Origin of the sequence: Pseudoalteromonas sp. CO342X, assembly GCF_004208915.1 — a bacterium.
In the GTDB taxonomy this organism is placed as follows: domain Bacteria; phylum Pseudomonadota; class Gammaproteobacteria; order Enterobacterales; family Alteromonadaceae; genus Pseudoalteromonas; species Pseudoalteromonas maricaloris.
In genome coordinates, this window is sequence record NZ_SGPH01000016.1 from 382703 (window position 1) to 407409 (window position 24707).

Below are 24707 nucleotides of genomic sequence, written 5' to 3' on the forward strand. Positions count from 1 at the left end.
TGTATCCCCTTATTAAGAGTTAGCTAATTTTCTAGATTCAGGTTCATGAGCAAAATCATGAATAAGCTTTGGTACATCAAGAATGAGCGCAATGTCTCCTGACCCTAAAATACTTGAGCCACTGATCCCCGACATCTTTTCAAATAACGCACCGAGTGGTTTGATGACCGTTTGAAACTCACCTAACAGCTGATCGACGACGATGCCTGCTCGCAACTGACCGTACTTCACAACGACAATACTTGGTCTGATCTTAGGGTTCGTGGGTAAGTCGAAAATACGACTCAAATGAATAAATGGCAGCACTGTACCGCGCAGATTAATGTAATCGGTTTGACGAGTTGCACCATTGCCAAGCGGAAGTTCAATACACTCTGTAACCATATCGAGTGGAATGACGAACTTAGCATCAGCAACACTCACCATAAAACCATCGATAATGGCCATGGTTAACGGCAACCTGAGTTGGAAACACGTACCTTGGTGCTCGACAGATTCAACACTCACCGTTCCACGTACCGCTTCAATGTTTTTTCTCACCACATCCATGCCAACACCGCGTCCCGAGATATTTGATACTTTTTCGGCTGTGGAAAAGCCTGGTTCGAAGATTAAGTTAGCAATTTCTTTGTCGGTAAGCTCAGTATCAGGTGAGATCAGATTACGCTGAATTGCTTTTTCTTTAATTTTCTCTTTGTCTAGCCCGCGTCCATCGTCACTGATCTCTATTACAATACTGCCCGAATCATGAAAGGCTTTGAGTGATAAAGTACCGTATTCAGGCTTTCCACTGTCCGCTCGTTGTGCTGGTGACTCCATACCATGATCAATGGCATTACGAACTAAATGTGTAAGAGGGTCAACTATCTTTTCAACCATTGATTTATCAAGTTCGGTTTCAGCCCCCATAATTTCTAAAGAAACTTGTTTTTCTAACTCCTTTGAGGTGTCGCGCACCACACGGCTAAAACGATTAAACGTTTCGCCTATCTGTACCATTCTGAGTTGCAGTGTACTGCTTTGCACATCACTAACGAGTTGTTGAATATGCTCAACAATTTCAGTAAGGGCCGAGTCACGTATTGTTTTAGTGTGATCTTCAAGTGCCGCAGACACGATAACCAGCTCGCCAAGTTCATTGACTAATTCATCTAGCTTCTGCGCCGGTATTTTCATCATTCGCTCGGGATTCTTTGGTTTGACTTTATTATTTTTGGTGGGCTGTTTATCAGTTTTGACAAGTGTTGGCGTTGGCTTATCATCTTCAATTGGGGCTATCTCAATATTTGATTCTGCAGCAATAAACTCAAATGCTTCATTAATATCTTCTCGCGTAGAGTGATGTATCTCTAGCTGCATTCTAAAATGGCATAATTCTAGTTCATCTGGTGTGACCGCGTTAAGCGCAGGTACCTCATCAATTAGCCAATCAACTTCTACGGTACTACCTTTACTTTCGATGTAGCGAATAATCGAGAGCGGATCAAAACCATCCACCATGCAGGCCTTATAAAACTGCGCTGAGACTCGAAAGCTCTGCGTTGCTTCTTGATTTTCGACAACGGTTTGCTCACTTGAGGCTTGGTCTTGCAAACCACTATATGACTTTAAACTTTCTAGCAGCCCAGCTTCAGCATCGGTCAACGCCTGAGGAAAATCTTCGTTTGACTCTAAGCACTTAATTAACGCATTTATATGGTCATTACATTCGAGCAAAGTCGAAATCAGTTTTTCGCAGGGATTTAGCGCGTGATCACGAAGAAGCTCCATTGTTGCTTCAACAAAATGCGTAAAATCGACAATATGGTCATAGCCAACAACACCGGCTGAGCCTTTTATGGTATGTGCAGCACGAAACGCCTCGTTTATGATCTCGTCGTCACTATTTGGCAGTATAGACTCCATTGCCAAGAGACTTTCTTCAAATTGAAGTACCAACTCCTTGGCTTCTTCAATAAAGACCGCTTGAATTTCGGATAAATCAACCATCTTACCTCCTTTGCGCGCAGTTTGATGCAACTAAGGTATTGAGTAGCCATAAGGCACAAGGTGAGTGATGCTCATCGACACCTATCACAGATAACGGCTTTTCCGTACAACACTGTGCGAGTGCAACAACTAATTGAAAGCCTGCAGCGTCCACCTCCAGCAGCTCGCTAAGGTCAATCGCAACCGCCGTCGTGTCATCGCTTAACATGAGCTGCCATTTTGCTGCCACTTTGCTCACTTCATAAATGGTCAATACTTCTGGCAGCACAATGGTTAAGTTGCTCATATTTATGCTCCTACGCCAAAATACGTGAAACGGTATTAATCAGCTTTTCGGGTTTAAACGGCTTTATCATCCAAGCCTTTGCTCCCGCTTGCTTGCCTTGACTCACGAAATCCGAGCCCGATTCTGTGGTTAGCATCAAAAAAGGCGTAAAGCGATATTGGCCCATTTCTTTCACCTTCTTCAACAAGCTCAGCCCGTCCATGTTTGGCATATTCAAATCACTAATGATCAGGTTGATTTTGCCGTCATCTAGTTTGTTGATTGCGTCGAGACCATCACAGGCATCAATGACTTCATAACCTTCAGCGAGTAGTGTCATTTTTGCCACCTGACGAATTGAAGCTGAATCATCTACTATCATAATTTTCTTAGTCATAAGACCTCCTAGAAAAATGTTACTTCGTCTTCAACATGGTCGTGTTGAGACGTATTTTCAGTGGTTGAAACATGACATTCCCTTTCTTCTTTCATGGTGTAAGAGTTGAACATTTCTTGCTGTAATGCAGCCAACCCGTCCTCGCCTAGCTCACCTTCGGTCCTGTATAGTGAGACTAATGAAGTAAGCCCTTTGCAAATGTGCTCTAGCTTTTGGCTCACTCTATCTTGAAATTGAAAATCGGTTATCGCGTCGTCGACGTTCGCTTTTATCTTGCTTGCGGTATCATCTAATCCATGTACCGATTGCGTCAGCTCATTAGCGACCGTCGCCATCTCATTGAGCACTTTTCGGATATGTAATTCAGCGTCATCCATAAGCGTAACGTCTTGTGCCTGTGATTCGGTGAGCTTTTCAGTATTGTCAGCAACGGCATTGGTTAAGCCGTTCATCTTTTCAATAATAAGCTCTGCAGCTTCTGAGGTAATATCCGAAAGCTCACGCACCCTTTCCGCTACCACGGCAAACCCCCGGCCGGCTTCCCCCGCTCTTGCAGCTTCAATTGATGCGTTGAGTGACAATAACGTGATCTCTTTTGATATTTTTTGAATAGATTTGGTTTGCTCAGTTAATTCCTTGGCGGCATGGCTTACAGCTTGATTGGAATTGACGACCTCGAGTTTTGAACCAAGAGCCACACGCAAACTGTGCAGGACTTCATTGAGTTCTTCTTGACTGTGTTTGGCAAAACAGTGTTCATCATCACCGAAGTTTTCTACAGAACCTCGTGCCGATTCGATCGTGTTATTTAGTGCCTGTCTTAGCTCTGAAAACTGCAAGGTGAGCCCTGAAACCGAGTCATTACCCAAGGTTTTAATACTGTAGACCTGATTAATAACGGTTTCTAAAATCGCGGCAACAGATTCTGTATTGTGCTGCTCTACCTCGCAATGCTCTTGCATCTCACTCGAATAACTAGCAAATGCCTCGCAATCAAGAATGACTTTTGCGGTTAAGTGACGCTGCCTTAACGTTACCGCTAAGAGTGCACTGGTGATGAGCACTGAAGATAACGATAAGATATCAACGCGAACACTGAGTAATAGCGTGAGAGACAATACTAGGCTTAGCAACACCGCAGCGCTAATGTAGTACTTGTAGATTGTCTTTAGCTCATTAATTGGAAGTATCTGCATTATGCTGACTCCCCAAGGTGACTGCCACGCTCGCTTAACTCTATCAGCTCAGCCATCTCTTCAACTGAGAGAACTTTTTCAAGGTCTAGCGCGATGAGTAGCTCATCTCCGCGTCTTACCATGGAAGCGATGAAGTCGGCTCTGATTTGCGCGCCAAACTGAGGTGAGTTGGTTAGATCTTTTGCGTCAACTTCTATGACTTCATTAACGCCATCAACAATGACACCCATCTCAATGAGGTTGTCAGAAATACAGAATTCACAAATGATAATGCAGGTTCGTCTGCCAACTTCTATTACTTCTCCACAAAGCCGAGCTGACAGATCGATAACGGGTACAACTGAACCTCTTAAATTAATCACTCCTTTAATAAACTCAGGCATCAAGGGGACTTTTGTCACGGAGCCCAGTTCAATGATCTCCTTTATTGACAGGATCTCAATTGCGTAGCAATCCTGTCTTGACTGAAAAGTGAGATATTGCAATGACTGTGTGTTTTCTGTGATCGCTTGCATTTTTCGCCCCGTCTCATTTGTCTTATATGTTACTTTAGTCTCATATTTCTTATCTGTCAAAATTTGAGCAATAATTTATGTTAACTATTTTTGAGTGGTAAAAATAATCTTAAAAACAGGTGGTTATAAACAATTTCGTAGTATTGAGTATTACCGCAGTGACGGATTTATAGTGGATTTTTTGACAACGAAACCTGTGGCAGAAAACTAAAGCCAACTGATTGAAAACTGGATAATCAGAACAAAAACAATAAGGAAGTACATGAATTGCAAAGAAACGCTAACCTAATGAAGGCTAATTTTATTATGAACTGGGTTTGATTGATTACTTATCCGTAAATTCGTCGGAGAAATCTGCTTCGCTGAGCTTAGGAAAGGATACCGTAAACGTTGTGCCTACACCAACTTGTGAGTCAACTTGAATGCGACCCTTGTGCTTGGCGACGATGCTATATGATAGAGACAGACCAAGGCCAGTACCTTGACCAACAGGTTTGGTGGTAAAAAATGGATTAAAAATTTTATTGATGTCCTCAGCTGGGATCCCTTTGCCAGTGTCTTGGATGGCAATAATCACCTCGTTTTGTTTATCTTCGATAGAGATAGTTACCGCACCGCTTGACTCTATCGACTGTGCAGCATTGATGATTAAATTTAAAAATACCTGATTAATCTGCATCGGCTGACAATATAGCAACACTTCATCATCAAGCGAGTAAGTTTTGTTGATAACCGCATGGTACTTAATTGAGTTATTGGCTATTTTCAGCGTACTTTCAATCCCTTTAATGAGATCTGCCTCTTGCCACTCCTGGTTATCAACATGAGAAAAGGATTTCAAACTCTCAACTATCTTAGAGACTCGGTCCAGCCCTTCTAAGCATTCTTGCAGTAATTCAGGCACGTCCTCCTTTAAAAAGTCGATACTATGCTGATTTTGGAGCTGCTGCTCCTGCTGTGCTAAACCACTGTCGGCAAGTGTACTAAAATTCGATTCATAAAAATCTAGCATCGCAAACAGTCCGCTAGCCTGACCTTCTAGACTTTGAATATTGGAATTCACAAAACCAATTGGATTGTTGATTTCATGCGCCACGCCAGCAGCAAGTTGGCCAATTGCAGCCATTTTCTCAGACTGTAGTAATTGGTTTTGTGCAGCTTCCAACTTAAGGTTGAGTGTTTTTAACTCCTGCTTTTCTATCTCTAATGCTTCGGTTAGACGTTTTTGCTCTTGATAATAGCTCGCCAGCTCCGTCACATCTTGTATGATCACGCATACTTTTTTCACTTCTTCAGAATGCTCAAAAATCGGCACATATTGAATGTTCTGATACATTGAAGTTTCATCGCCAGTAACAGGACGGCTGCTGCTAAGCTCAAACACATGAGGACGATGCTCCCAGTAGCTAAAACTTGCTGCTTTTAAAGCAAAAACACTCTTCAATTTCCGCTTAATGATTTTTGCAGCTTCAGGAAATACCTCGTCGATGGACATGCCCTCAATATTTTTGGGAGTGTTATCCGGTAGCCGGTTTTTCAGAAATTCATTCGCAAAAACCACCGTATGTGCTTGGTCTAGGACACAAATTCCAACCGGAATGTAACGCTGCAATTCGCTAAACACAGTCAGTCCTCTATTCCAAGCATGGCATTAAGTTTTTGGATCACTGTTTTAATGGAGTTTTCATCTAAACAAATAATCACTCTCGAATCAAAAGCAATAGACTCGATTATAAATGCAATTTTCATTACTAATGTGGTTTTCCACTCAGCAATGTCGTCGGATAGTTGATGTTTATAAATAGTCGGCATAGTCAATGAGGTTTTAAGCTCTAACTGACTAGAAAAGCCGTTTAAACATGCACCAGCCAAAATGTTAGACAAATCTAATAAGACTTCATTGAGATCAGAGTCATCGAGTGGACTATCGTAGTCCATAAGCTCGGCTATTTCTTGTAAGCCTTGCGGTGACAATAGATTAATGACTTCACCTTTAATTTCCCCTAAAAATGACTGCCTCGTTCTGTAAACATGTGCAGTATTACAGATCTCATTGAGTTGATTTGGGCTTACCGAAGTAATTTCAGGGATAGATAAGCTAATTTTCGTTTCAATTAATCGAGCTAAAGAGTTCGCTGCCTGGCCCATGGATATATTCATTAGCTCTTGCAAGCCATCCCTTTGCTCTTCACTGAGTGGCATGTTCATAATAAACCTAGCTCTTGTAGCGTGTTATGTAACTCTTCTTTTTGTAGTGGCTTTTGCAAAAAGCGAAATGCGCCGAGTTTATCCACCAACTTCTTCGCTTCGGGCTGAATATCAGCGGAAATAACGATTACCACGGTTTTTGCATGGTGCTCGTGTAGATGCGTAAGAACTTCAAAACCATCCATTTCTGGCATAGTGAGATCCAAAAATAACACCTCAGCTTTGCCCTGCTCAACCATCACCAATGCTTCTTTGCCATTTTTTGCCTCACTGACCTCGACATCCCAGTCTTCAGGTATTGCCCTAAGCACAGCCTTTCTCGACATCATAGAATCGTCTGCAACGGTTACTGGAATTGCCATGAGCACCACTCCTATTTCACTATATTGGTAAAAAGTATGGTCTTTGGCTTTTTGACTGTCAAAAAATTATGAGTAAAAAATGACTCATTTGTCCTCTGAACGAAAGAGATTCAACTTAGAAATAACAAATAATGGCTCGATTAATTATCATAAATGGGTTTTAGCCGTTCTTGACGAGTAGCAATTTTAAAAATATTTGTACGATGTGTTCCTTTTATTCTATTAAATATAGGGCTAAGCCCTATATTTGCTTTAGAGATTTTAAAAATAAAATCTTAGCGAAAAACTAGCTATCAAAGCCGTTTAGCATTTTGTCACAAACCACAGGAGTTGGCCTATGATTGTCATCGACGGCAACAAAGGTAAAACTACCTGTAATTGCTAAGTGTTTATCATCTTTGTGCATTCTTTCAAGATAGATTTCAACATCAACCTTTAAGCTGGTATTACCAACATGCACTACTTTCGATACTAATTCAGCAAAAGTACCAGCAGGAATTGCCTCTTTGAAATCGACTCGGTCTGACGAAATCGTTACCAAAGGTTTGCGACAAAAACGCGTTGCAGCAATAAAGGCAACTTCGTCCATCCAAGCCAGTGCGTCACCACCAAATAAGGTGTTGTGATGGTTTGTACGGCCTGGGAATACGGTTTTTGTTACGTGTGTGATTGAGCTTTTAATGCGTTGCTCAACAATGGCTTGTCTTTGTTCGTCTGTCATTTTTGTACTGCTTTATCCGCTATTGTATCTTTCATAAGTAGAGCTGGATCGAGTCGCTCCCCGAACCAATTAAAGCGCCAATCTAAATGCGGGCCAGTTACCCTGCCCGTCGCGCCAATTTCAGCGATTTTATCGCCTGTTTCTACCGTATCGCCAACCTTAACATCCAGTTTACTAAGATGGATATACGTAGAGGTAATGCCGTGACCGTGATCGATAATCAAAGTGCCGCCACTGTAATAAAGATCTGGATTTGCAAACACCACTTTACCCGATACCGGCGCTAAGACCGGCTCACCCGTTTTGTTTGCGATATCTAATCCAAAATGTGGTCGTTTTGGCTCACCATTAAAATATCTTTGGCTACCATAAACACCTGAAATACGGCCCTTCGCAGGTCTGAAAACGGGGTCTTTAAAGAATAATAAATCCGAATTGCCTTGTCTTGCTTTTGACACGGCTTGTGCTTCTTCACGTATGCGCTTTAGCACCGACTCTGGTGGCGAAACATACTTTTTCGCCACTCCCGTGATCTTGTCTATATCGTAATCTCTTTTCGTGATCACTATCGCTTGGCGATGCTTTTGACCATCATCAGACTGCCAACTCAAGATGTGGTTAAGTTCAGCATCACGGCCAAAACCAAACACGAAATAGCCATCTTTAGAGCGCTTTAATTCTGTTTCGTTTAGCTTTATCTCAGTTGCATTTTCAAGCTTACCGACGACCAAGCCACCTTGTGTCAGGTTACCTTTTAATTCAAGCGCCTCAGCAAATAATGTGGTGCTCGCAAGCAATATGACAATTGCACGTTTAAGCATACGCAATTGCTCCTTTTCCAACCCCTTCGTATGCTCTTACTTCAACCTTATCATGTGGATTTTCAAGCTTTATTTGGCCTGCAAGATAGTCCGCAATACATTCAACTGTTGTATCGCAAGGTAATATATCGCAACGCGATTTGCTGATCGCCAACTCAAAATATCCCTGCGACGAGGTATACGCGAACGCATAATCTTTATCTTGAGCGGTTACATACTGAAGCAAACTAGGATCAATCAAGTCTTCTTCACTGCCAAGATAAATATCTTGCCATTTATCCGCCCATTGTTTTTGTAATCTAGGCATGCTGATATCGTTGAGCTTCACACCAATCAATGAACGATGACCATGAATAATACGCTGACAGTTGCCATCGTGTTTCTTTAAGCCATGGCTGTAGTGATAATAGAAGCCTGTTGCGGCCTCTGGACGCAGTGTTATATCTAAATCTTTCACGTTTTCAGGCATATGCGGCATAATAACAGACTTAAGGTAAGCAATGGCATTGACTTCATTGATTTCATCCCCTTCCACTACACACACCGCCTCTTCCGGTGCATTCATGGCTAAGTGATTTCCATCAAATTGCATATCAAATTCAAATCGGCCTTCACTGTGTTTTGCATTACACGCAAGCGCGCTGGGTACCGCTAATTTGTGGTCCAGCTTTTCGTCGATAATACGTTTGATTTGCTTTTTAACTTTTGCAAAGTCTAACACCATAGACTCTTCGTTTAACTCACCATGCAGCACAATATCGGTGATCCAACTTTCACCTACCGCACCACGACGTGGGCAAAGGTACGAAAAATCAATTACGGTCAAAGAGTCAACAAAAAGGATCATAGATCACCCAAAATAGCCTGCTAAAAAATCATCCCCGATTATAATGATTTTCACATTATAAATCGCCCCTAATTGGAACTGATTTGCATTTAATCTCTTCAATTTTTTGAAATTTAATCAAATAGACATATCTTTAGCGCAAAATTTACAAGTCTCGGTACGCTTTTTAACTGTTCGGAGTTGTTTAGCGTACATCTGTACGCTAAAGTAGCGTCAATTTGCAAGCTAAGAAGAAGATTTATGGAACCGAAGAACAGCTATACAAAAGAAGAACTTATTTTATGTGGTCGCGGAGAAATGTTTGGTGAAGGCAACTGCCGCCTGCCTAGCGACAACATGCTAATGATGGATCGCATCGTTCAAATTAATGATGACGGTGGTGAGCATGGTAAAGGTCAAATTATTGCTGAACTCGATATCAATCCTGATCTGTGGTTCTTCGACTGCCACTTTAAAGGTGATCCAGTAATGCCTGGTTGTTTAGGTTTGGATGCGATGTGGCAATTGGTTGGCTTCTTCCTTGGTTGGTCTGGTGGTCCTGGTCTTGGTCGTGCACTCGGTGTGGGCGAAGTGAAGTTTACGGGTCAAATCTTACCAACTGCTAAAAAAGTGACTTATCGCATTGAAATGAAGCGCGTTATCAAGCGTAAGCTATTTATGGGTCTAGCAGATGGCATCGTCGAAGTTGACGGTCGCGTGATCTATGAAGCAAAAGATTTGAAAGTAGGTCTTTTCCAAGATACCAGCGCATTTTAACTTTTTCGCTGTTATCGTTTTATAGCTTTAAAAACACACAAAGCCCCATCTGGGGCTTTGCTCTCCTAAAATTCGGTATCAGGTTTTAAAGATGTTGCGATTATCCATCGCTTCTCGCCATCCGCCTAACCATTCTGATCTGTGTTCTACTTGTTGATAGGGACAATTTTCTTTCGACCGACCGGCTAATCCTGCCTTAAATCCTTGTGAATGTGCTCTTTCTAAACGGTCTCTTTTCTGTCTCTTCATAGGTAATATCCTCACCTTTTTCTCGATCAGCATTAGCGTTTCTAATACTGTGTAGTTCAAACTTAAGCGAACGTCATTCAAAACGAAGATCGTGACTTGCGATATAATGACAATTCGTACTAACAATTTAAATTAAAGATTTTATTGAGAAAAGTTAAACACGAGCGACATCGTATTTCATACAGATGTGCTACTTACCGATGAGATTTGGCCAAACCCATACCTTCAATAAATCACATCTCAGCGAGTCATGCAATGATCAGAAATGTAATTCTTGTACAGTTAGGCACAAAAAGCATAATTAATTTACTTTTTAATGGAAAGTGAGGTATTTAAGGCATGTTGAATAGGTTTATGATATTATTTTTCTATATTTTGCTGTAAAAAAACATTCATAATTTAGTAATAAAAAGAGGCTGGACGAATCCAACCTCTTTTCAATAACTTGAGTTTTTAAATCGAGCAAAGCTCAATTAAGCAGTACTATCTTAGCTTGCTTTAATCACCTCTACACCACCCATATATGGTTTTAGTGCATCAGGCACAATAATTGACCCATCTGCCTGTTGGTAGTTTTCTAAAATCGCAACTAGAGTACGACCCACCGCTAAACCAGAACCATTAAGAGTATGAAGTAGTTCTGGCTTCTTCTCACCACTACGGCGGAAACGCGCTTGCATACGGCGCGCTTGGAAATCCCACATGTTTGAACAAGAAGAGATTTCTCTGTAGGTATTTTGCGCTGGTAACCAAACTTCTAAATCATACGTTTTCGTCGCACCGAAACCCATGTCTCCTGTACAAAGCACCACTTTTCTGTAAGGTAAGCCAAGTGCTTGTAAAATTTGCTCAGCATGGCCTGTTAACTCTTCAAGCGCTGCCATAGAATCTTCAGGTTTTACAAGCTGGACAAGTTCAACCTTATCAAACTGGTGTTGACGAATAAGTCCGCGCGTATCACGCCCATAACTACCTGCTTCGCTTCTAAAACAAGGCGTGTGCGCCGTCATCTTAATCGGCAGCTCTTTTTCGTCGTAAATAACATCACGAGCGCAGTTAGTTAACGGTACTTCTGCCGTCGGAATTAGGCTAAAGCCATCTTGGTCTTCAGATAATGCTTCTGTATGGAACAAATCTTCTGCAAACTTAGGAAGCTGACCCGTGCCAAACAAGCTCGCTTTATTCACAAGATATGGTACATACATTTCGGTATAACCATTTTGCTCAGTGTGCGTATTCAGCATCAGTTGTACAAGTGCTCTATGCATACGTGCTACGCCACCGCGCATCACTGTAAAGCGAGAACCACTTAGCTTAACACCAGTTTCGAAATCGAGACCCTTATCAAGCGCTTCGCCAAGGTCAACATGATCTTTAACTTCAAAATCAAACTGCTTTGGCTCACCCCAAGTGCTTATTTCAACATTCTCAGACTCATCGGCACCTGCAGGTACCTCTTCAGCAGGGAGGTTTGGCAACGACATTGCGTAGTCATTAAGTTCAGCAAGAATTTTATCCTGCTCTTCTTTCGCTGCACTTAATTGGTCGCCCAAGTTTGCAACAGCATCTAGTAAAGGTTGAACGTCTTCCCCTTTCGCTTTAGCTTGACCAATCGCTTTGGAGGAACTGTTACGCTCACTCTGTAATTCCTGAGTTTTGGTTTGTAGCGCTTTGCGCTTTTCTTCTAATTCGGTGATCTTAGCAACATCGAGTTCAAAACCACGCTTTTTCAGACGCGCAGCGGCTTCCTCGATGTCTTGACGAAAGTATTTAGAATCTAACATTGTTTTTTTAACCTTTTTGCATGATGAGGCAGAGACCAACCCAGGCCATAAAGATACACGCCACCACGTTTAATGTGACGTTAAACGCCATTTTCACATATTGCCCCTGTTGAAGTAACAACAAGGAATCCATTGAGAATGTAGAAAAAGTAGTCAGTGCACCTAAAAAGCCAATACCTATCAACGTTTTAGATGGAGAAACTGAAATAACTTCTTTTTCAATTAAACCGTAAAGCACACCCATCAATAATGAACCAAGAATATTAACGATCAACGTCCCAAAAGGGAATCCCTTACCTAAGAGTTTTATCGACATATCGCTGATAAAAAAGCGTAACATTGCACCAAACGCTCCACCTAGCGCAATTGTGAGATAATTTATTAGCATCGCTACTTATACCTCTTGGTGCTACTTTGTGCATTTTGCGTCTGTAGATAGTTAAGCTTGTCAGCGATTTGTTTCTCAAGTCCCCTATCTGTCGGATGATAATATTGTCGCTCTTGAATGGCTTCTGGGAAGTAATTTTCTCCAGCAGCAAACGCGCCAGGCTCATTATGTGCGTAACGGTATTCTTCGCCAAAACCGAGCTCTTTCATTAGTTTTGTCGGTGCATTTCTGAGATGTTCAGGTACGGGGTAATTCGGATCACTTGAAGCATCGCGTTTAGCTTGATTGAACGCCATGTAGACCGCATTACTTTTTGGCGCACTCGCAAGATAAAGCGTTGCCTGTGCTATCGCACGCTCTCCTTCACTTGGCCCTACCCGATGAAATATATCCCAAGCATTTAACGCAACTTGCATCGCTCTTGGGTCTGCGTTGCCGATATCTTCAGTGGCGATCGCCAGCAATCGCCTTGCAACATAGAGCGGATCGCCTCCGCCTGCTAATATTCTGCAATACCAATAAAGTGCCGCATCTGGTGCGCTGCCACGAACTGATTTATGAAACGCTGAGATTAGGTCATAGTATAAGTCGCCCTTATTGTCATAACTTGATAATTGGCTGGGCAATACTTGTTTTAGTACAAGTTCATTCACCAAATGAGTGTTTGAATTTGGCTCAAAACTTAAGTCAACCGCCTGCTCCAGCAAATTAAGTGCCTTTCTCGCATCTCCCGAAGCTGCTTTGGCGATGAGTTCAAGCGCGCTGTCATCAATGGTGATCGCTAATTTCGACAGCTGTTCATCGCGGGACAACGCATCTTTGAGTACTTGACCTAATTCATCCTCTACAAGCGATTGTAAGGTATAGACACGCGCGCGAGACAAGATCGCGTTATTCAGTGCAAAAGAAGGGTTTTCAGTGGTCGCGCCAATAAAAATAAAGGTGCCATCTTCAATGTGAGGTAAAAATCCGTCTTGCTGGGATTTGTTAAAGCGATGTACTTCATCAACAAATAACAGCGTACGTCTACCAAATTGAGCTAATCGGTTTTTAGCATCGACGACCGCTTCACGAACCTCTTTAATTCCCGCGCTAACGGCAGAAAGTTTGATAAGCTCTGCATCCGCATAGTTGGCAATGATCTCAGCAAGGGTGGTTTTACCCACTCCGGGTGGCCCCCAAAGGATTAGGCTATGACAGCGCCCAGATTCAATCGCACGATAAAGTACAGAGCCTTTGGACAAAATATGACTCTGCCCGACATAATGCTCTAACGAGGTTGGCCGCATTCTTGCGGCCAACGGTCGTACATCTGGTGTAAAATCAAACCCTAAACTAGTCACTGCCTCTTTGGTCGTCTACGACCACTCCTTGTGGAATTGTAAACTCAAACAAACTCTCTTTTACTGGTACATTGACTTTGCTTTCTTTAAAGCTAAACGTAGAGACTTGACCTGAAATATCGTTCACTTTCAATAATGCTAAGCCGTCGTTTTTATCATCAAAACGCAGTGTTAATTGCTCTACCTGCGAGTCTACTTTGTTTTTTGGCGTGATCAGATATTCTTGACCGTTAAGAGCTACGTTGTACTTCAACCATTGACTGTCCTCTTGGGTCGTAAGTAGCACAAATGGCGTAGTATCAATAAGTTTAGTCGTATCTAGGATGGTCACTTGCTCAGCAAACGTATCGTAGTAATAGGTTGTTGCTCCGCTTGATACAAATAAAGTGTCATCCGGCATCTCTTGTTGCCAGCGGATTTTTAGTGGCTGCGCTAAGGTTATCGCCCCCTCGCCGGTTTGCAACTCATTGCCTTCTTGATCTTTAACGATTTGCTCAAACTTACCTTGAAAACTGGTTAATTCAGCCAGTCTTCCTTTTAGACTTTGCATCGCTGCCTCATCAGCCCACACAGGCTGAATAAAGAGGTTTGATAATACCGTTAGCAACGCAATTTGCTTAAATTTTTTCATTAATTGGCTCCACCTTTTACCAATACATCTCGTGCACCATTATGACCAGGAGCACTTACCACTCCAGACATTTCCATTTGCTCAACTAATCGAGCGGCACGGTTATAACCAACCCTTAACTTACGTTGTACACTCGAAACAGACACTTTGCCTGTTTCAATAACAAACCCAACGGCTTCATCATAAAGTGGGTCAGACTCTTCATCCCCACCTTCCGGTGCTTCGCCTGGTAGTAAAATATCCTCAGTCGCTTCACCGCATAGAATTTCTTCTACGTAGTTTGGTTTGCCTCTTGCTTTCCAGTCACTCACTACCGCATGTACTTCATGATCGTCAACAAACGCGCCATGTACACGAACCGGAACACTCGTTCCTGGCGGCAAATAGAGCATGTCACCCATACCCAACAGATTCTCCGCACCTTGTTGGTCTAAGATTGTACGTGAATCAATCTTACTTGATACTTGGAACGCCATTCGCGTTGGTATATTCGCTTTGATCAAACCCGTAATAACATCTACTGATGGACGCTGTGTTGCCAGCACTAAATGTATGCCTGCCGCTCGCGCCTTTTGTGCAATACGTGCAATTAACTCTTCTACTTTTTTACCAACAATCATCATCATGTCGGCAAATTCGTCTATAACGACCACGATACTCGGTAATTTATCTAGCTCTTGTGGTTCATCAGCCATACCGTCTGTATCTTTAAAGAGTGGATCTAAAATTGGATGACCCGCTTCTTTAGCGTCTTTAATCTTTTGATTGTAACCTTTGAGGTTACGAACACCGAGTGCCGACATCAGCTTATAACGGCGTTCCATTTCCCCCACACACCAGCGTAGCGCGTTTGCTGCCTCTTTCATATCGGTAACCACTTCGCATAATAAATGTGGGATACCTTCGTAAACTGAAAGCTCAAGCATTTTCGGATCTATCATGATCATTCGCACATCTTCTGGCGGCGACTTATATAACAAGCTTAAGATCATGACATTAACGCCCACTGACTTACCAGAACCAGTGGTACCGGCCACCAGCAAATGCGGCATTTTGCCTAAATCAGCAACGACCGGTTGGCCTGCGATATCTTTACCAAGCACCATAGTCAAAGGAGATGGATTTTGTTCAAACTTAGGGGCGCCTATCACTTCAGACAAACGCACGATTTCACGGTGTTTGTTAGGTAGCTCTAAACCCACATACGTCTTGCCTGGGATAACCTCAACTACACGCACACTGACTGCAGATAATGAACGCGCTAAGTCTTTTGCTAAACCTGTGATCTTAGCAACTTTAATGCCCGGCGCGAGATCTAACTCAAAACGCGTAACGACAGGGCCTGGATACACACCAACTACCTGCGCCTGTACATTGAAGTCTAATAGTTTAGTTTCAACCAACCGCGAAACCTGATCTAACTCTTCTTGCGAAATTGGGTTTTTAGCCTTGTCAGGTCTATCCAACAAGTCTAATGAAGGCAATGGATCCGCAGGTGGCTGAGCCTCTAGAAGCGCTTCAAATTGCTCTTTTGCGCTTGGTGGAGGCTGATAACCATTGGCCGCCTTTTCAGGTACTTTAGGCTTAAGAGGCCTTGCCGGAGAAACCACTTTGGTTTCATGCACTGGTGCTTCATCCAAGGCATTTAATGCCGCGACAGTATCCAGTGGCTCATCCTCTATCGCTGAAAAGTTGATTTCTTGCTCTAGAATATCATCTAGCTCATCAAATACCGACGGCTCTTTCTTCTCTTGTAGATCAGAGTGCGGTGCAGACGTGGATTGAGGTGCAGGTTCAGTGCTCGTTTTGCGGAACAATTTATCTTTTAATTTGCCAAGTCCACTGGGTTCTTCTTCAGCATCGAAATCTATATTAATTTCAGTATCGGTTTGTTGCTGGTAAACCTGCTCGAGATCATCTTTTCGCTCGCTAGCTATTATTGGTGTCTCACTCTCTACTCTATCCGTTTTGGTGCCAGCACCCTCCGGTTTCTGTGAAACTGACTGCGTTTGCTCTATATTGCGCTCTGCTGTCAACCTATCGCGTAACCATCTAAAGCCGGCGAGTACCTTTTCACCTAAATAATCAACGAATTCAACCCAAGACACACCGGTAAGTAGTGTCATTCCGGCAAAGAAAAAGCACAGTAGCAATATAGAAGTACCGGTAAAGTTAAAGGCCGGCATCATTGCACCAGCAACCACATCCCCTACTACCCCACCAGATGAGAAATTATAGATATCATCGAAATTGATGCTGCTAATTGCACTTGCAGAGGTAATAAACAGCGTCGCGCCAATAAGGCGTAAACCTAACGTGGTGTAATCGAGTTGCAGTAGCTTATGCGGTTTTTTAAACAGTAGATAACCAAGAAACTGCAGCGCTGCTGGGATCAAGAACGCCAGCCAACCGAAACTCAGCAGCATAATGTCTGCCAGCCAAGCTCCGGCAGCACCCGTTATATTGTTTACTTTTACGTACTCACCGGATTGAGTCCAAGCTGGATCGGCTGGGTCGAAACTTATCAACGCACACAACATAAATATTGCTGCAGCCGTGCTTACAATCAAACCTGTCTCTAAGAGGCGTTGCACACCATTTAAGCGCATTGTAATTAAACCTTTTTTCTGTTTCTTTTCCGGACTATAAAAGCCCAAAACGTCAGCAAATTAGTGATTTGCGTTAGTATTGCTGTATATACTTACACCTTACCAAGAAATACCTCAAGGTGCACAAGGTTTTATTACTTCTCCTTCTTCTCCTTTTACTTCTTCCATGACCACAAAAGTTCGACTTTCACTGATATTTGGCAGTTTAAGTAAAATTTCTCCTAAAACTCCGCGATATTCTGACATGTCGGTCACTCGTGTTTTCAATAAATAGTCGAAACTACCGGACACAAGGTGACATTCAATAATTTCATCATGCTGCTTTACTGCTTGATTAAATCTATCGAACACATCAGGCGAGTTTTTATTCACTGTAACTTCAACAAACACTAAAAGTCCCTGTCCAAGCTTAGCAGGATCGACTACGGCTTTATAACCTCGAATAAATCCTTCTCGCTCCAGCTTTTTAACGCGCTCCAAGCAAGGCGTAGCGCTCAATCCTATGCGTTTGGCTAATTCTACGTTCGAAATTCTGCCATCTTTCTGAAGTTCGACTAAAATCTTTCTGTCGATTCTGTCTAGTTGTTGATACATAGTGTAGTTTTTTATCCTGAATGATTCATTAATTTAGAGTATATCACTACACTGAAATATTAAAACAGTGAGACACACTGGCTATAGGTAAATATAATAGTCAAAAATTTTACCCCGTTCTTATTTTGAGGCGAATATTATGATTATTGGTGTACCTAAAGAGATAAAAAACCACGAATACCGCGTTGGTATGGTTCCTGCGAGCGTTCGTGAACTAATCAATCACGGTCACGAAGTCGTTGTTGAAACAAATGCTGGTATCGGCATTGGTTTTACTGACGAAGATTATGTTCAAGTTGGTGCTAAAGTTTTAGACACAGCGGCAGAAGTTTTTGCTACTGCTGATATGATTGTTAAAGTAAAAGAGCCTCAAGCTGTTGAGCGCGCAATGCTACGTGAAGATCAAATCCTATTTACTTACCTTCACTTAGCACCAGACCTTCCACAAACAGAAGATCTAATCAAGAGCGGTGCTATCTGTATCGCATACGAAACGGTAACTGATGCGCGTGGTGGTCTTCCACTGCTAGCGCCAATGTCAGAAGTTGCTGGTCGTATGTCAATTCAGGCAGGTGCTCAAGCGCTTGAAAAGTCACGTGAAGGCCGTGGTATGCTGTTAGGTGGTGTACCTGGTGTTGAACCAGCTAAAGTCGTTGTGATCGGTGGTGGTATGGTTGGACGTAACGCAGCGCAAATGGCTGTAGGTCTAGGCGCAGACGTTACTATTCTTGACCGTAGCATTGATGTATTACGTTCTTTGAATGCACAGTTTGGTAGCCAAGCTAAAGTTATCTACTCAACGGCTGACGCACTTGAAAAGCACGTACTAGAAGCAGATCTTGTGATCGGCGGCGTACTAATTCCTGGTGCAGCGGCTCCTAAGCTTGTAACTGCAGAACACATCAAAGCAATGAAGCCTGGTGCTGCTATCGTTGACGTTGCAATCGACCAAGGTGGCTGTATTGCTACTTCTAAGGCGACTACACACGCAGAGCCAACATACATTGTTGATGACGTAGTTCACTACTGTGTAGCTAACATGCCAGGTGCTGTACCTCGTACTTCAACGTTTGCACTTAACAATGCAACGCTTCCGTACATCATCAAGCTTGCAAACTTAGGCTACAAACAAGCGCTACTAAATGACAAACACTTCATGGACGGCTTAAACGTTCTGAAAGGTCAAGTAACGTGTAAAGAAGTGGCAGAAGGCTTCAACATGGAATATGTTGACCCGCGCGCTGCACTAGAAAATGCTTAATTTTGAATTTAAATAGTAAAAAGGGCTTCAATTGAAGCCCTTTTTGTTTTGCTGTTATACCAATTCGCCTAAAAGACTAGTTGATATTAGTTCGTCTCGAAATTCACTTCTGTATCTTGCGTTAACGTAACGTCTTTTGTTTGATACAAACTAAAATCTGCATCTATCGTTTCGGCATCATCTAAATGACCTAAGCACGAATACCCTACTTTGTAATCTCCAGAACCAATAAATGCTATCTCATATTCACTCTCGGCATCTAAGTTTGCGGTTGCTACTGGCGCTGAACCTTCATCACTGATGTCGCCAGGCACTGCAACATCCGCTTTATAAAGATAAACAACGTGTTTGTACTCTCCGACTAGAGGAGCTAGGTCCGCATTATCTGCTATACATGCATTTTTCACAGACTCGCTAACCATGCCCTCAATCTCGAAACTGGTTAACAGATTTTCCAAACGGACAGCTGTTGGTTTTAGATAAACAGTGTCATCATTTCCGCGCTTCAACAGCGCCTTATTTAAGTCAAACTCCAATACGATTTGGTTCTCACCTTCATTTAACGAGAAGTTATTGAGTTGGATTTCACCTACACCATCGTTGCCTTTACGGGTTACGGCTAATGGTGCTTGACTACCATCTAAAAAACGCACGCTAGAGGTTAAATCAAAATTAGACCCCGCACTACCGTTTACAACATCGGCTCTGATCCACTCATAATCACCAGCATCGATCTCTTGGTCATTTACAACCAAATAGATATCATCACCCGTATATTCAAGCAGATTGATTTTCATTGGATTACCCTGTGCATCCAAGGTATCAAATGTGACATCTTCTTTTCCAGATGCTCTAAATGTCAGCCGTTGAATAACAAGGTTTACCTCTGCAAGATTATTCACAGCAGCATCTGACACACCAACACTTACGGTGGTTTTTTGGGTTGGTTGCGTGGTGTTGTTGTCGTTTGAGTCAGAACCTGAACCGCCACCGCATGCAGCGAGTATCATTGCCGAGGCAATTGCTGTTAAAGCTGGTTTATACATGATGTTTTCTCCTCTTCTAAGTTTTAGAGAATAGGAATTGCACCATGAATAAATAATTAATATAAACGCAATAATTTGAAATACCTTCAAATCAACGCAGAAGATTTGGCATTTTCTTATTAAATGTCATAAGTTTAATGTATCAAACTTATTGGAGTGTGGCCGTGAAGTTTAAACACAAAGTCGTATCCGTCTCTGCGCTTGTGCTGCTTGCAGCATTACTGATCTTATCTGTTATTCAATACATTTCCGTGCAATCAGCAATCAAAGCACAAGCCGAACAAAGTGTGAATGAAATAATTCAAGGAATTGGTAACACTGTCACTGCGCAAATGAAAGGAGCAACCGATCTCGCCGCGCTTGCTACCAATCTCGTGGCTTCCACTGACACCCTAGACGCAGCCTTTCCTATCCTCTCGCAGCCACAGCTCACAACCTCTTTCCTACTGATAGGTTATGGTGAAGAGCAAACAGGAAAATATGTCGCTAGCGATCCAAATTGGAACCCTGGTGCAAACTGGGACCCGAGAAAGCGACCTTGGTATACCGACGCAAAAACTGCACGAAAGCTCATTATCACAGCGCCTTACGCTGACGCAGTAAGTAACGAAATTGTGGTATCAATCGGTGCACCAGTGTTTAAACAAGGCCAATTCAACGGCGCGATTTTTTACGACGTTAGTTTGGCAAAACTCGGCGAAATGATTAACTCGTTCAACCTGCTCGACGCAGGTTTTGCCTTTATGGTGAGTAAAGACGGGTCGACTATCTCACACCCTGATGTAAAACTAAATGGTAAGTCTTCTCGTACATTTCTCGGTGACATAAGTATCTCAGAAAATATCCAATACGTTGAAGTAAATGGCGAAGACAAATTAGTACAGTTTAAAGAGGTCGAAGGCTTAGATTGGTATTTAGGGGTGATGCTGGATGAAGACACCGTTTTTGCTGCACTTTCACGACTGCAAAGAGATGCAGCCATATTTGCCTTTATTTCTGTGGCACTCGCGACTGTACTACTTTCTTTTGTAATTAGCTTATTATTAAAGCCGCTTGATGAAATCAACACCGCCATGGCTGCTATCGCACGCGGTAATGCGGACTTAACCGTACGATTAAATACCGAGCATGAACCCGAATTTGCAGCACTGGCGCAAAATTTTAATGCCTTTACCAGTAGCTTACAGTCTCTAATAGCGAATATTCAGGGTTTAGGCCATGAAGTTTTAAACGATGCTCAACAAACATCTAAAGTTGCAAATAAAGCCAAACTTTCCATTCAAGAGCAATTAGCGAGTATCAAAGTCCTTGATGAAGCAACAACACACATGTCTACAACTGAACATCAAGTAACACAATCTGCCCATGAAGCCGCTGAAGCAATTAAAACCACCGATCAAGTTGCTCGCCAAGGAGAAAAAATCGTTGCAGAAACAACGGAGACAATTCAAGAGCTATCTAATCAAATCAGTTCGGCAATGACCGTAGTTACGGAGTTAGAAAGCTCGTCTACAGCTATTGAGCAAATATTATCGGTTATCAACAGCATCGCTGAGCAAACCAATCTCCTAGCGCTCAATGCTGCCATTGAAGCCGCAAGGGCCGGTGAGTCTGGCCGCGGCTTTGCCGTCGTTGCTGACGAAGTGAGATCGCTTGCACAAAGAACACAAGAAGCCACAACTGAAATCCGTGGAATGATAAGTCAACTACAGTCAGGTTCAGAAAGCGCGGTTACTGTAATGAAGCAAAGCCAACATTATGTCGATAAAACGGTTGAAAAGGCAGACCAAACTCGAGCCGCGCTTGAAGATATGCGTAGTGCCATTCGCCATATTGTCGATTTGAATTCCCGCATTGCTGATATGCTGAATGAGCAAAATGATATTGTAAATAACGTGAATAGCAGTAGCTCATCAATTCGTGGTATTTCCGAATCGGTGTATAGCGAAGCTAAGAGCGTAGATGCCACCATGCAGTCTCAAGTAGAAAAGATAACAACCCAAGAACAACTACTTGAGCAATTCAAAGTTTGATTATCGGTAAACTAAACCGTTACTATAGAGACAGTTGTAAAGCGGCGCGATGCCAAGAGATAAAACATGAAAGCGAATTTGCAGGAATTATTTGAACAGTATTTTCAGATAGCTGAACAGGTTCAGATCAACCTCTACCCGGTTGATGACAATATGGTTCCAGAAAACGAATATCAATTAGAAGCTGCAATTCCGCCGCTATTTAAACTCGCGAACGAAATTAATGAGTTAGATCTTAATGCCCTGCGACCACTTCGTAATCTGGGTGATATTGCCAATGAGTTAGCAGCTTATTTGCAGGCGCAATCACGTAAGATTGATTTAATTATCAGCCATATTCTCGCAACCGAAGAGCCTGACGACAACCATCTATCTTGTGACAGCTACGGCGGCGGCGGCCTGACCGCAACGTTAGAAGCAGATTATGAAGTCGGACAATCGTTACGAACTAAAATATTTTTGCGCAATGAAGCCAGTGCTATCTTTTGCTACTCACAAGTCATTGCCAAGCAAGATGGTAAATTCACCCTCGCCTTTACCGCTATTAGAGAAGCGGATCAAGAGTTGCTCGTACGGGCGAGCTTACACGCCCAGACCAGACAACTTAAGCTAAAGCAGCAAAAAGACCAATAAGGCATTTAACGCATTAAGTGCCTTCTTTAAATGCTCAATTATCTTCACAAAACTTACTGACACACCTGAGGTTAATGATAAACTATAGGCTTATTATTATATGGTGATGATTTAATGAGTTTTACTTTACTCCCAGAATGGGCACCACAAGACGCTATCATGCTTACTTGGCCGCATTCTGATACCGATTGGAGCGACATTCTCAGTGACGTTGAACCTGTGTACGTTGCACTTTGCCAACATATTACCCAAGTTCAAGAAGTCGTTATCGTGGCGCATAATGATGCGTTAAAACAGCATATCGAAAACCTACTCGGCGCAGCTGAGGTTAGCTTAACCAAGTGTCACTTTGTTGTGACGCCTTGCGATGACACCTGGGCCCGTGACCACGGTCCACTTACGACGCAAACAAGTACAGGAAATCTATGTATTAAAGATTTCACCTTTACGGGTTGGGGTAACAAGTTTGCTGCGGATTTAGACAATAAGATCAATCAGCAGCTAGCCAAACAGGTCCTCAACCCAAACTGTACCTTTGAAAAAGTTGACGTGGTACTTGAAGGCGGCGGTATTGAGATCAACGAGTCCAATGTCCTATTGACTACTTCAGAGTGTCTGTTGAACCCAAATCGCAATCCACATCTAAGTAAAACCGAATTAGAACTATTGTTGCAAAAAGAGTTGGGTGCTGAGTCATTCCTGTGGGTAGATCATGGATACTTAGCCGGTGATGATACGGATAGTCATATCGACACGTTAGTGCGTTTTGCACCGGATAACACCTTGGTATATGTAAAGTGCGACGACAAATCAGACGAGCACTATGATGCTCTCAATAAAATGGAACAGCAGCTACGCACATTCCGCACCCCAAATGGCGATCCATACCGTTTGATTAGTTTACCTTGGCCTAGCGCTAAATTTGATAACGAGGGTGAGAGATTACCTGCAACCTATGCAAACTATCTGATCTTGAATAAAACGGTGTTAGTACCTATCTATGGCGACGACAAAGATCAAGAAGCACTGGACAAAGTCTCTCTTGCCCACCCAGAAAGAACGGTAATTGGCGTTAACTGCCTACCAATCATCCATCAATTCGGTAGCCTGCACTGTATTACGATGCAGTTACCAAAAGGTTTTTTAAGGTAAGTACCATGACTGAAAAAAACATCAAAGTTGGTATTGTTCAACATAGCAACTCTACAGATCTCGTAAACAACTTTGCGAAAACCTGTGACGGTATCCGAAAAGCGGCAAGTCAGGGTGCTAAGCTTATCGTTTTACAAGAATTGCACCGCAGCTTGTATTTTTGCCAGACTGAAGACACCGATCTCTTCGACTTAGCGGAAACCATTCCAGGCCCAAGCACAGACTCACTAGGCGCACTTGCAAAAGAGCTGAATGTTGTCATCGTTGCGTCGTTATTTGAAAAGCGTGCAACAGGGCTTTATCACAACACTGCAGTTGTACTTGAGTCTGACGGTACGATTGCTGGCAAATACCGTAAAATGCATATTCCTGATGACCCAGGTTTTTATGAAAAGTTTTACTTCACTCCTGGCGACATGGGCTTTACTCCGATTCAGACTTCTGTAGGCAAATTAGGCGTACTGGTGTGTTGGGATCAATGGTTCCCAGAAGGTGCGCGTCTGATGGCAATGGCGGGCGCTGAGTTTTTAATCTACCCAACGGCAATCGGCTGGGATCCTCGCGATGACAAAGCAGAGCAAATTCGTCAACGAGATGCTTGGATAATTGCACAGCGTGCACATGCAGTGTCGAACGGAGTACCTGTGATCAGCGTTAACCGTGTTGGCCATGAATCAGACCCTTCAGGTCAAAGTGAAGGTATTCAATTCTGGGGCAATTCTTTTGTTACCGGTCCACAAGGCGAAATGTTATTGCATGCATCTGAAGAAGCTGAGGAAATCTCTGTTGTTGATGTTGATCTTGCACGCAGTGAATCTGTTCGTCGCATCTGGCCGTATTTAAGAGACAGACGAATCGATCACTATCAGGATCTTTGCAAAATTTATCGCGATTAATAAATAGGAGT

Annotated in this window: 25 protein-coding genes; 6 read left to right on the forward strand and 19 right to left on the reverse strand. The window is 42.7% G+C overall.

The genetic code is table 11. From position 1 onward, the window contains the following. Positions 1 to 12: 12 nt before the first annotated feature. From EXT47_RS08695 to EXT47_RS08745, 11 genes are all read right to left on the reverse strand, one after another. Positions 13 to 1989, reverse strand: coding sequence for a chemotaxis protein CheA (locus EXT47_RS08695; protein ID WP_039495894.1), 1977 nt, complete (start codon positions 1987 to 1989; stop codon positions 13 to 15). 1 nt (position 1990) lies between these two features. Continuing rightward, positions 1991 to 2275 (reverse strand): STAS domain-containing protein, encoded by a 285-nt coding sequence (locus EXT47_RS08700; protein ID WP_039495895.1) that lies wholly within the window; start codon positions 2273 to 2275, stop codon positions 1991 to 1993. Between the two features lie 10 nt (positions 2276 to 2285). After that, positions 2286 to 2651 (reverse strand): response regulator, encoded by a 366-nt coding sequence (locus tag EXT47_RS08705; RefSeq protein ID WP_010372802.1) that lies wholly within the window; start codon positions 2649 to 2651, stop codon positions 2286 to 2288. Between the two features lie 8 nt (positions 2652 to 2659). Beyond that, positions 2660 to 3847 (reverse strand): methyl-accepting chemotaxis protein, encoded by a 1188-nt coding sequence (locus EXT47_RS08710; protein ID WP_130126330.1) that lies wholly within the window; start codon positions 3845 to 3847, stop codon positions 2660 to 2662. Beyond that, on the reverse strand, positions 3847 to 4362 hold the full coding sequence (locus EXT47_RS08715; RefSeq protein ID WP_039495898.1) for a chemotaxis protein CheW: 516 nt from the start codon (positions 4360 to 4362) through the stop codon (positions 3847 to 3849). Before EXT47_RS08715 ends, EXT47_RS08710 begins: the two co-directional genes overlap by 1 nt. A gap of 325 nt (positions 4363 to 4687) precedes the next feature. Further along, positions 4688 to 5986 (reverse strand): sensor histidine kinase, encoded by a 1299-nt coding sequence (locus EXT47_RS08720; protein WP_039495899.1) that lies wholly within the window; start codon positions 5984 to 5986, stop codon positions 4688 to 4690. A gap of 2 nt (positions 5987 to 5988) precedes the next feature. Then, entirely contained in the window at positions 5989 to 6570 is a 582-nt protein-coding gene (locus tag EXT47_RS08725) for a chemotaxis protein CheX (RefSeq protein WP_010372790.1), read from the reverse strand. Beyond that, positions 6567 to 6932 carry a response regulator gene (locus EXT47_RS08730; RefSeq protein ID WP_010372787.1) on the reverse strand — a complete coding sequence of 122 codons (366 nt, stop codon included), beginning with the start codon at positions 6930 to 6932 and terminating at the stop codon, positions 6567 to 6569. Before EXT47_RS08730 ends, EXT47_RS08725 begins: the two co-directional genes overlap by 4 nt. A 286-nt stretch (positions 6933 to 7218) precedes the next feature. Continuing rightward, a complete protein-coding gene (locus EXT47_RS08735) occupies positions 7219 to 7653 on the reverse strand; it encodes an acyl-CoA thioesterase (protein ID WP_010372783.1) in 435 nt (144 codons plus the stop codon). Beyond that, a complete protein-coding gene (locus tag EXT47_RS08740; protein ID WP_130126332.1) occupies positions 7650 to 8474 on the reverse strand; it encodes a M23 family metallopeptidase in 825 nt (274 codons plus the stop codon). The genes EXT47_RS08735 and EXT47_RS08740 overlap by 4 nt, the downstream gene beginning before the upstream one ends. After that, complete coding sequence (locus EXT47_RS08745; RefSeq protein ID WP_039495901.1) at positions 8467 to 9321, reverse strand: 6-carboxytetrahydropterin synthase; 855 nt, start codon at positions 9319 to 9321, stop codon at positions 8467 to 8469. The genes EXT47_RS08740 and EXT47_RS08745 overlap by 8 nt, the downstream gene beginning before the upstream one ends. 240 nt (positions 9322 to 9561) lie before the next feature. Here EXT47_RS08745 and fabA point away from each other — a divergent pair, with 240 nt between their 5' ends. Next, a complete protein-coding gene (gene fabA / locus EXT47_RS08750) occupies positions 9562 to 10077 on the forward strand; it encodes a 3-hydroxyacyl-[acyl-carrier-protein] dehydratase FabA (protein WP_010372774.1) in 516 nt (171 codons plus the stop codon). A 78-nt stretch (positions 10078 to 10155) separates the two neighbouring features. On the opposite strand, the gene rmf is transcribed toward fabA, so the two are convergent. The 7 genes from rmf to lrp all read right to left on the reverse strand — a co-directional run bounded on the left by rmf (position 10156) and on the right by lrp (position 17675). Beyond that, the gene (rmf, locus tag EXT47_RS08755) at positions 10156 to 10326 is read right to left on the reverse strand and encodes a ribosome modulation factor (RefSeq protein WP_010372771.1); all 171 of its coding nucleotides are present in this window, start codon (positions 10324 to 10326) and stop codon (positions 10156 to 10158) included. Between the two features lie 488 nt (positions 10327 to 10814). Beyond that, positions 10815 to 12110: a serine--tRNA ligase gene (gene serS / locus EXT47_RS08760; RefSeq protein WP_045988497.1), complete on the reverse strand. Its 1296-nt coding sequence runs from the start codon at positions 12108 to 12110 to the stop codon at positions 10815 to 10817. Between the two features lie 7 nt (positions 12111 to 12117). Further along, the gene (gene crcB, locus EXT47_RS08765) at positions 12118 to 12498 is read right to left on the reverse strand and encodes a fluoride efflux transporter CrcB (protein ID WP_010604733.1); all 381 of its coding nucleotides are present in this window, start codon (positions 12496 to 12498) and stop codon (positions 12118 to 12120) included. Positions 12499 to 12500: 2 nt separating this feature from the next. After that, complete coding sequence (locus EXT47_RS08770) at positions 12501 to 13841, reverse strand: replication-associated recombination protein A (RefSeq protein ID WP_130126334.1); 1341 nt, start codon at positions 13839 to 13841, stop codon at positions 12501 to 12503. Then, positions 13834 to 14472 carry an outer membrane lipoprotein chaperone LolA gene (gene lolA / locus EXT47_RS08775; protein ID WP_069020658.1) on the reverse strand — a complete coding sequence of 213 codons (639 nt, stop codon included), beginning with the start codon at positions 14470 to 14472 and terminating at the stop codon, positions 13834 to 13836. The genes EXT47_RS08770 and lolA overlap by 8 nt, the downstream gene beginning before the upstream one ends. After that, positions 14472 to 17081, reverse strand: a complete 2610-nt coding sequence (locus EXT47_RS08780; protein WP_130126336.1) for a DNA translocase FtsK — start codon at positions 17079 to 17081, stop codon at positions 14472 to 14474. Before EXT47_RS08780 ends, lolA begins: the two co-directional genes overlap by 1 nt. A gap of 114 nt (positions 17082 to 17195) precedes the next feature. Then, positions 17196 to 17675: a leucine-responsive transcriptional regulator Lrp gene (gene lrp, locus EXT47_RS08785; RefSeq protein ID WP_010372754.1), complete on the reverse strand. Its 480-nt coding sequence runs from the start codon at positions 17673 to 17675 to the stop codon at positions 17196 to 17198. Between the two features lie 139 nt (positions 17676 to 17814). Here lrp and ald point away from each other — a divergent pair, with 139 nt between their 5' ends. Then, complete coding sequence (gene ald / locus EXT47_RS08790; protein ID WP_010372751.1) at positions 17815 to 18936, forward strand: alanine dehydrogenase; 1122 nt, start codon at positions 17815 to 17817, stop codon at positions 18934 to 18936. A gap of 86 nt (positions 18937 to 19022) precedes the next feature. Here the strand turns inward: ald and EXT47_RS08795 are convergent, their stop codons facing one another. Next, positions 19023 to 19982: a DUF4382 domain-containing protein gene (locus EXT47_RS08795; RefSeq protein ID WP_130126338.1), complete on the reverse strand. Its 960-nt coding sequence runs from the start codon at positions 19980 to 19982 to the stop codon at positions 19023 to 19025. 164 nt (positions 19983 to 20146) lie between these two features. On the opposite strand from EXT47_RS08795, the gene EXT47_RS08800 reads away from it, so the two are divergent. From EXT47_RS08800 to EXT47_RS08815, 4 genes are all read left to right on the forward strand, one after another. Further along, positions 20147 to 22015 (forward strand): methyl-accepting chemotaxis protein, encoded by a 1869-nt coding sequence (locus EXT47_RS08800; protein WP_165383803.1) that lies wholly within the window; start codon positions 20147 to 20149, stop codon positions 22013 to 22015. A 66-nt stretch (positions 22016 to 22081) separates the two neighbouring features. After that, on the forward strand, positions 22082 to 22648 hold the full coding sequence (locus EXT47_RS08805; RefSeq protein ID WP_130126342.1) for a PilZ domain-containing protein: 567 nt from the start codon (positions 22082 to 22084) through the stop codon (positions 22646 to 22648). A gap of 114 nt (positions 22649 to 22762) precedes the next feature. Further along, positions 22763 to 23800 (forward strand): agmatine/peptidylarginine deiminase, encoded by a 1038-nt coding sequence (locus tag EXT47_RS08810; protein ID WP_130126344.1) that lies wholly within the window; start codon positions 22763 to 22765, stop codon positions 23798 to 23800. Positions 23801 to 23805: 5 nt separating this feature from the next. Then, a complete protein-coding gene (locus EXT47_RS08815; protein WP_017217436.1) occupies positions 23806 to 24696 on the forward strand; it encodes a carbon-nitrogen hydrolase in 891 nt (296 codons plus the stop codon). Positions 24697 to 24707 lie beyond the last annotated feature (11 nt).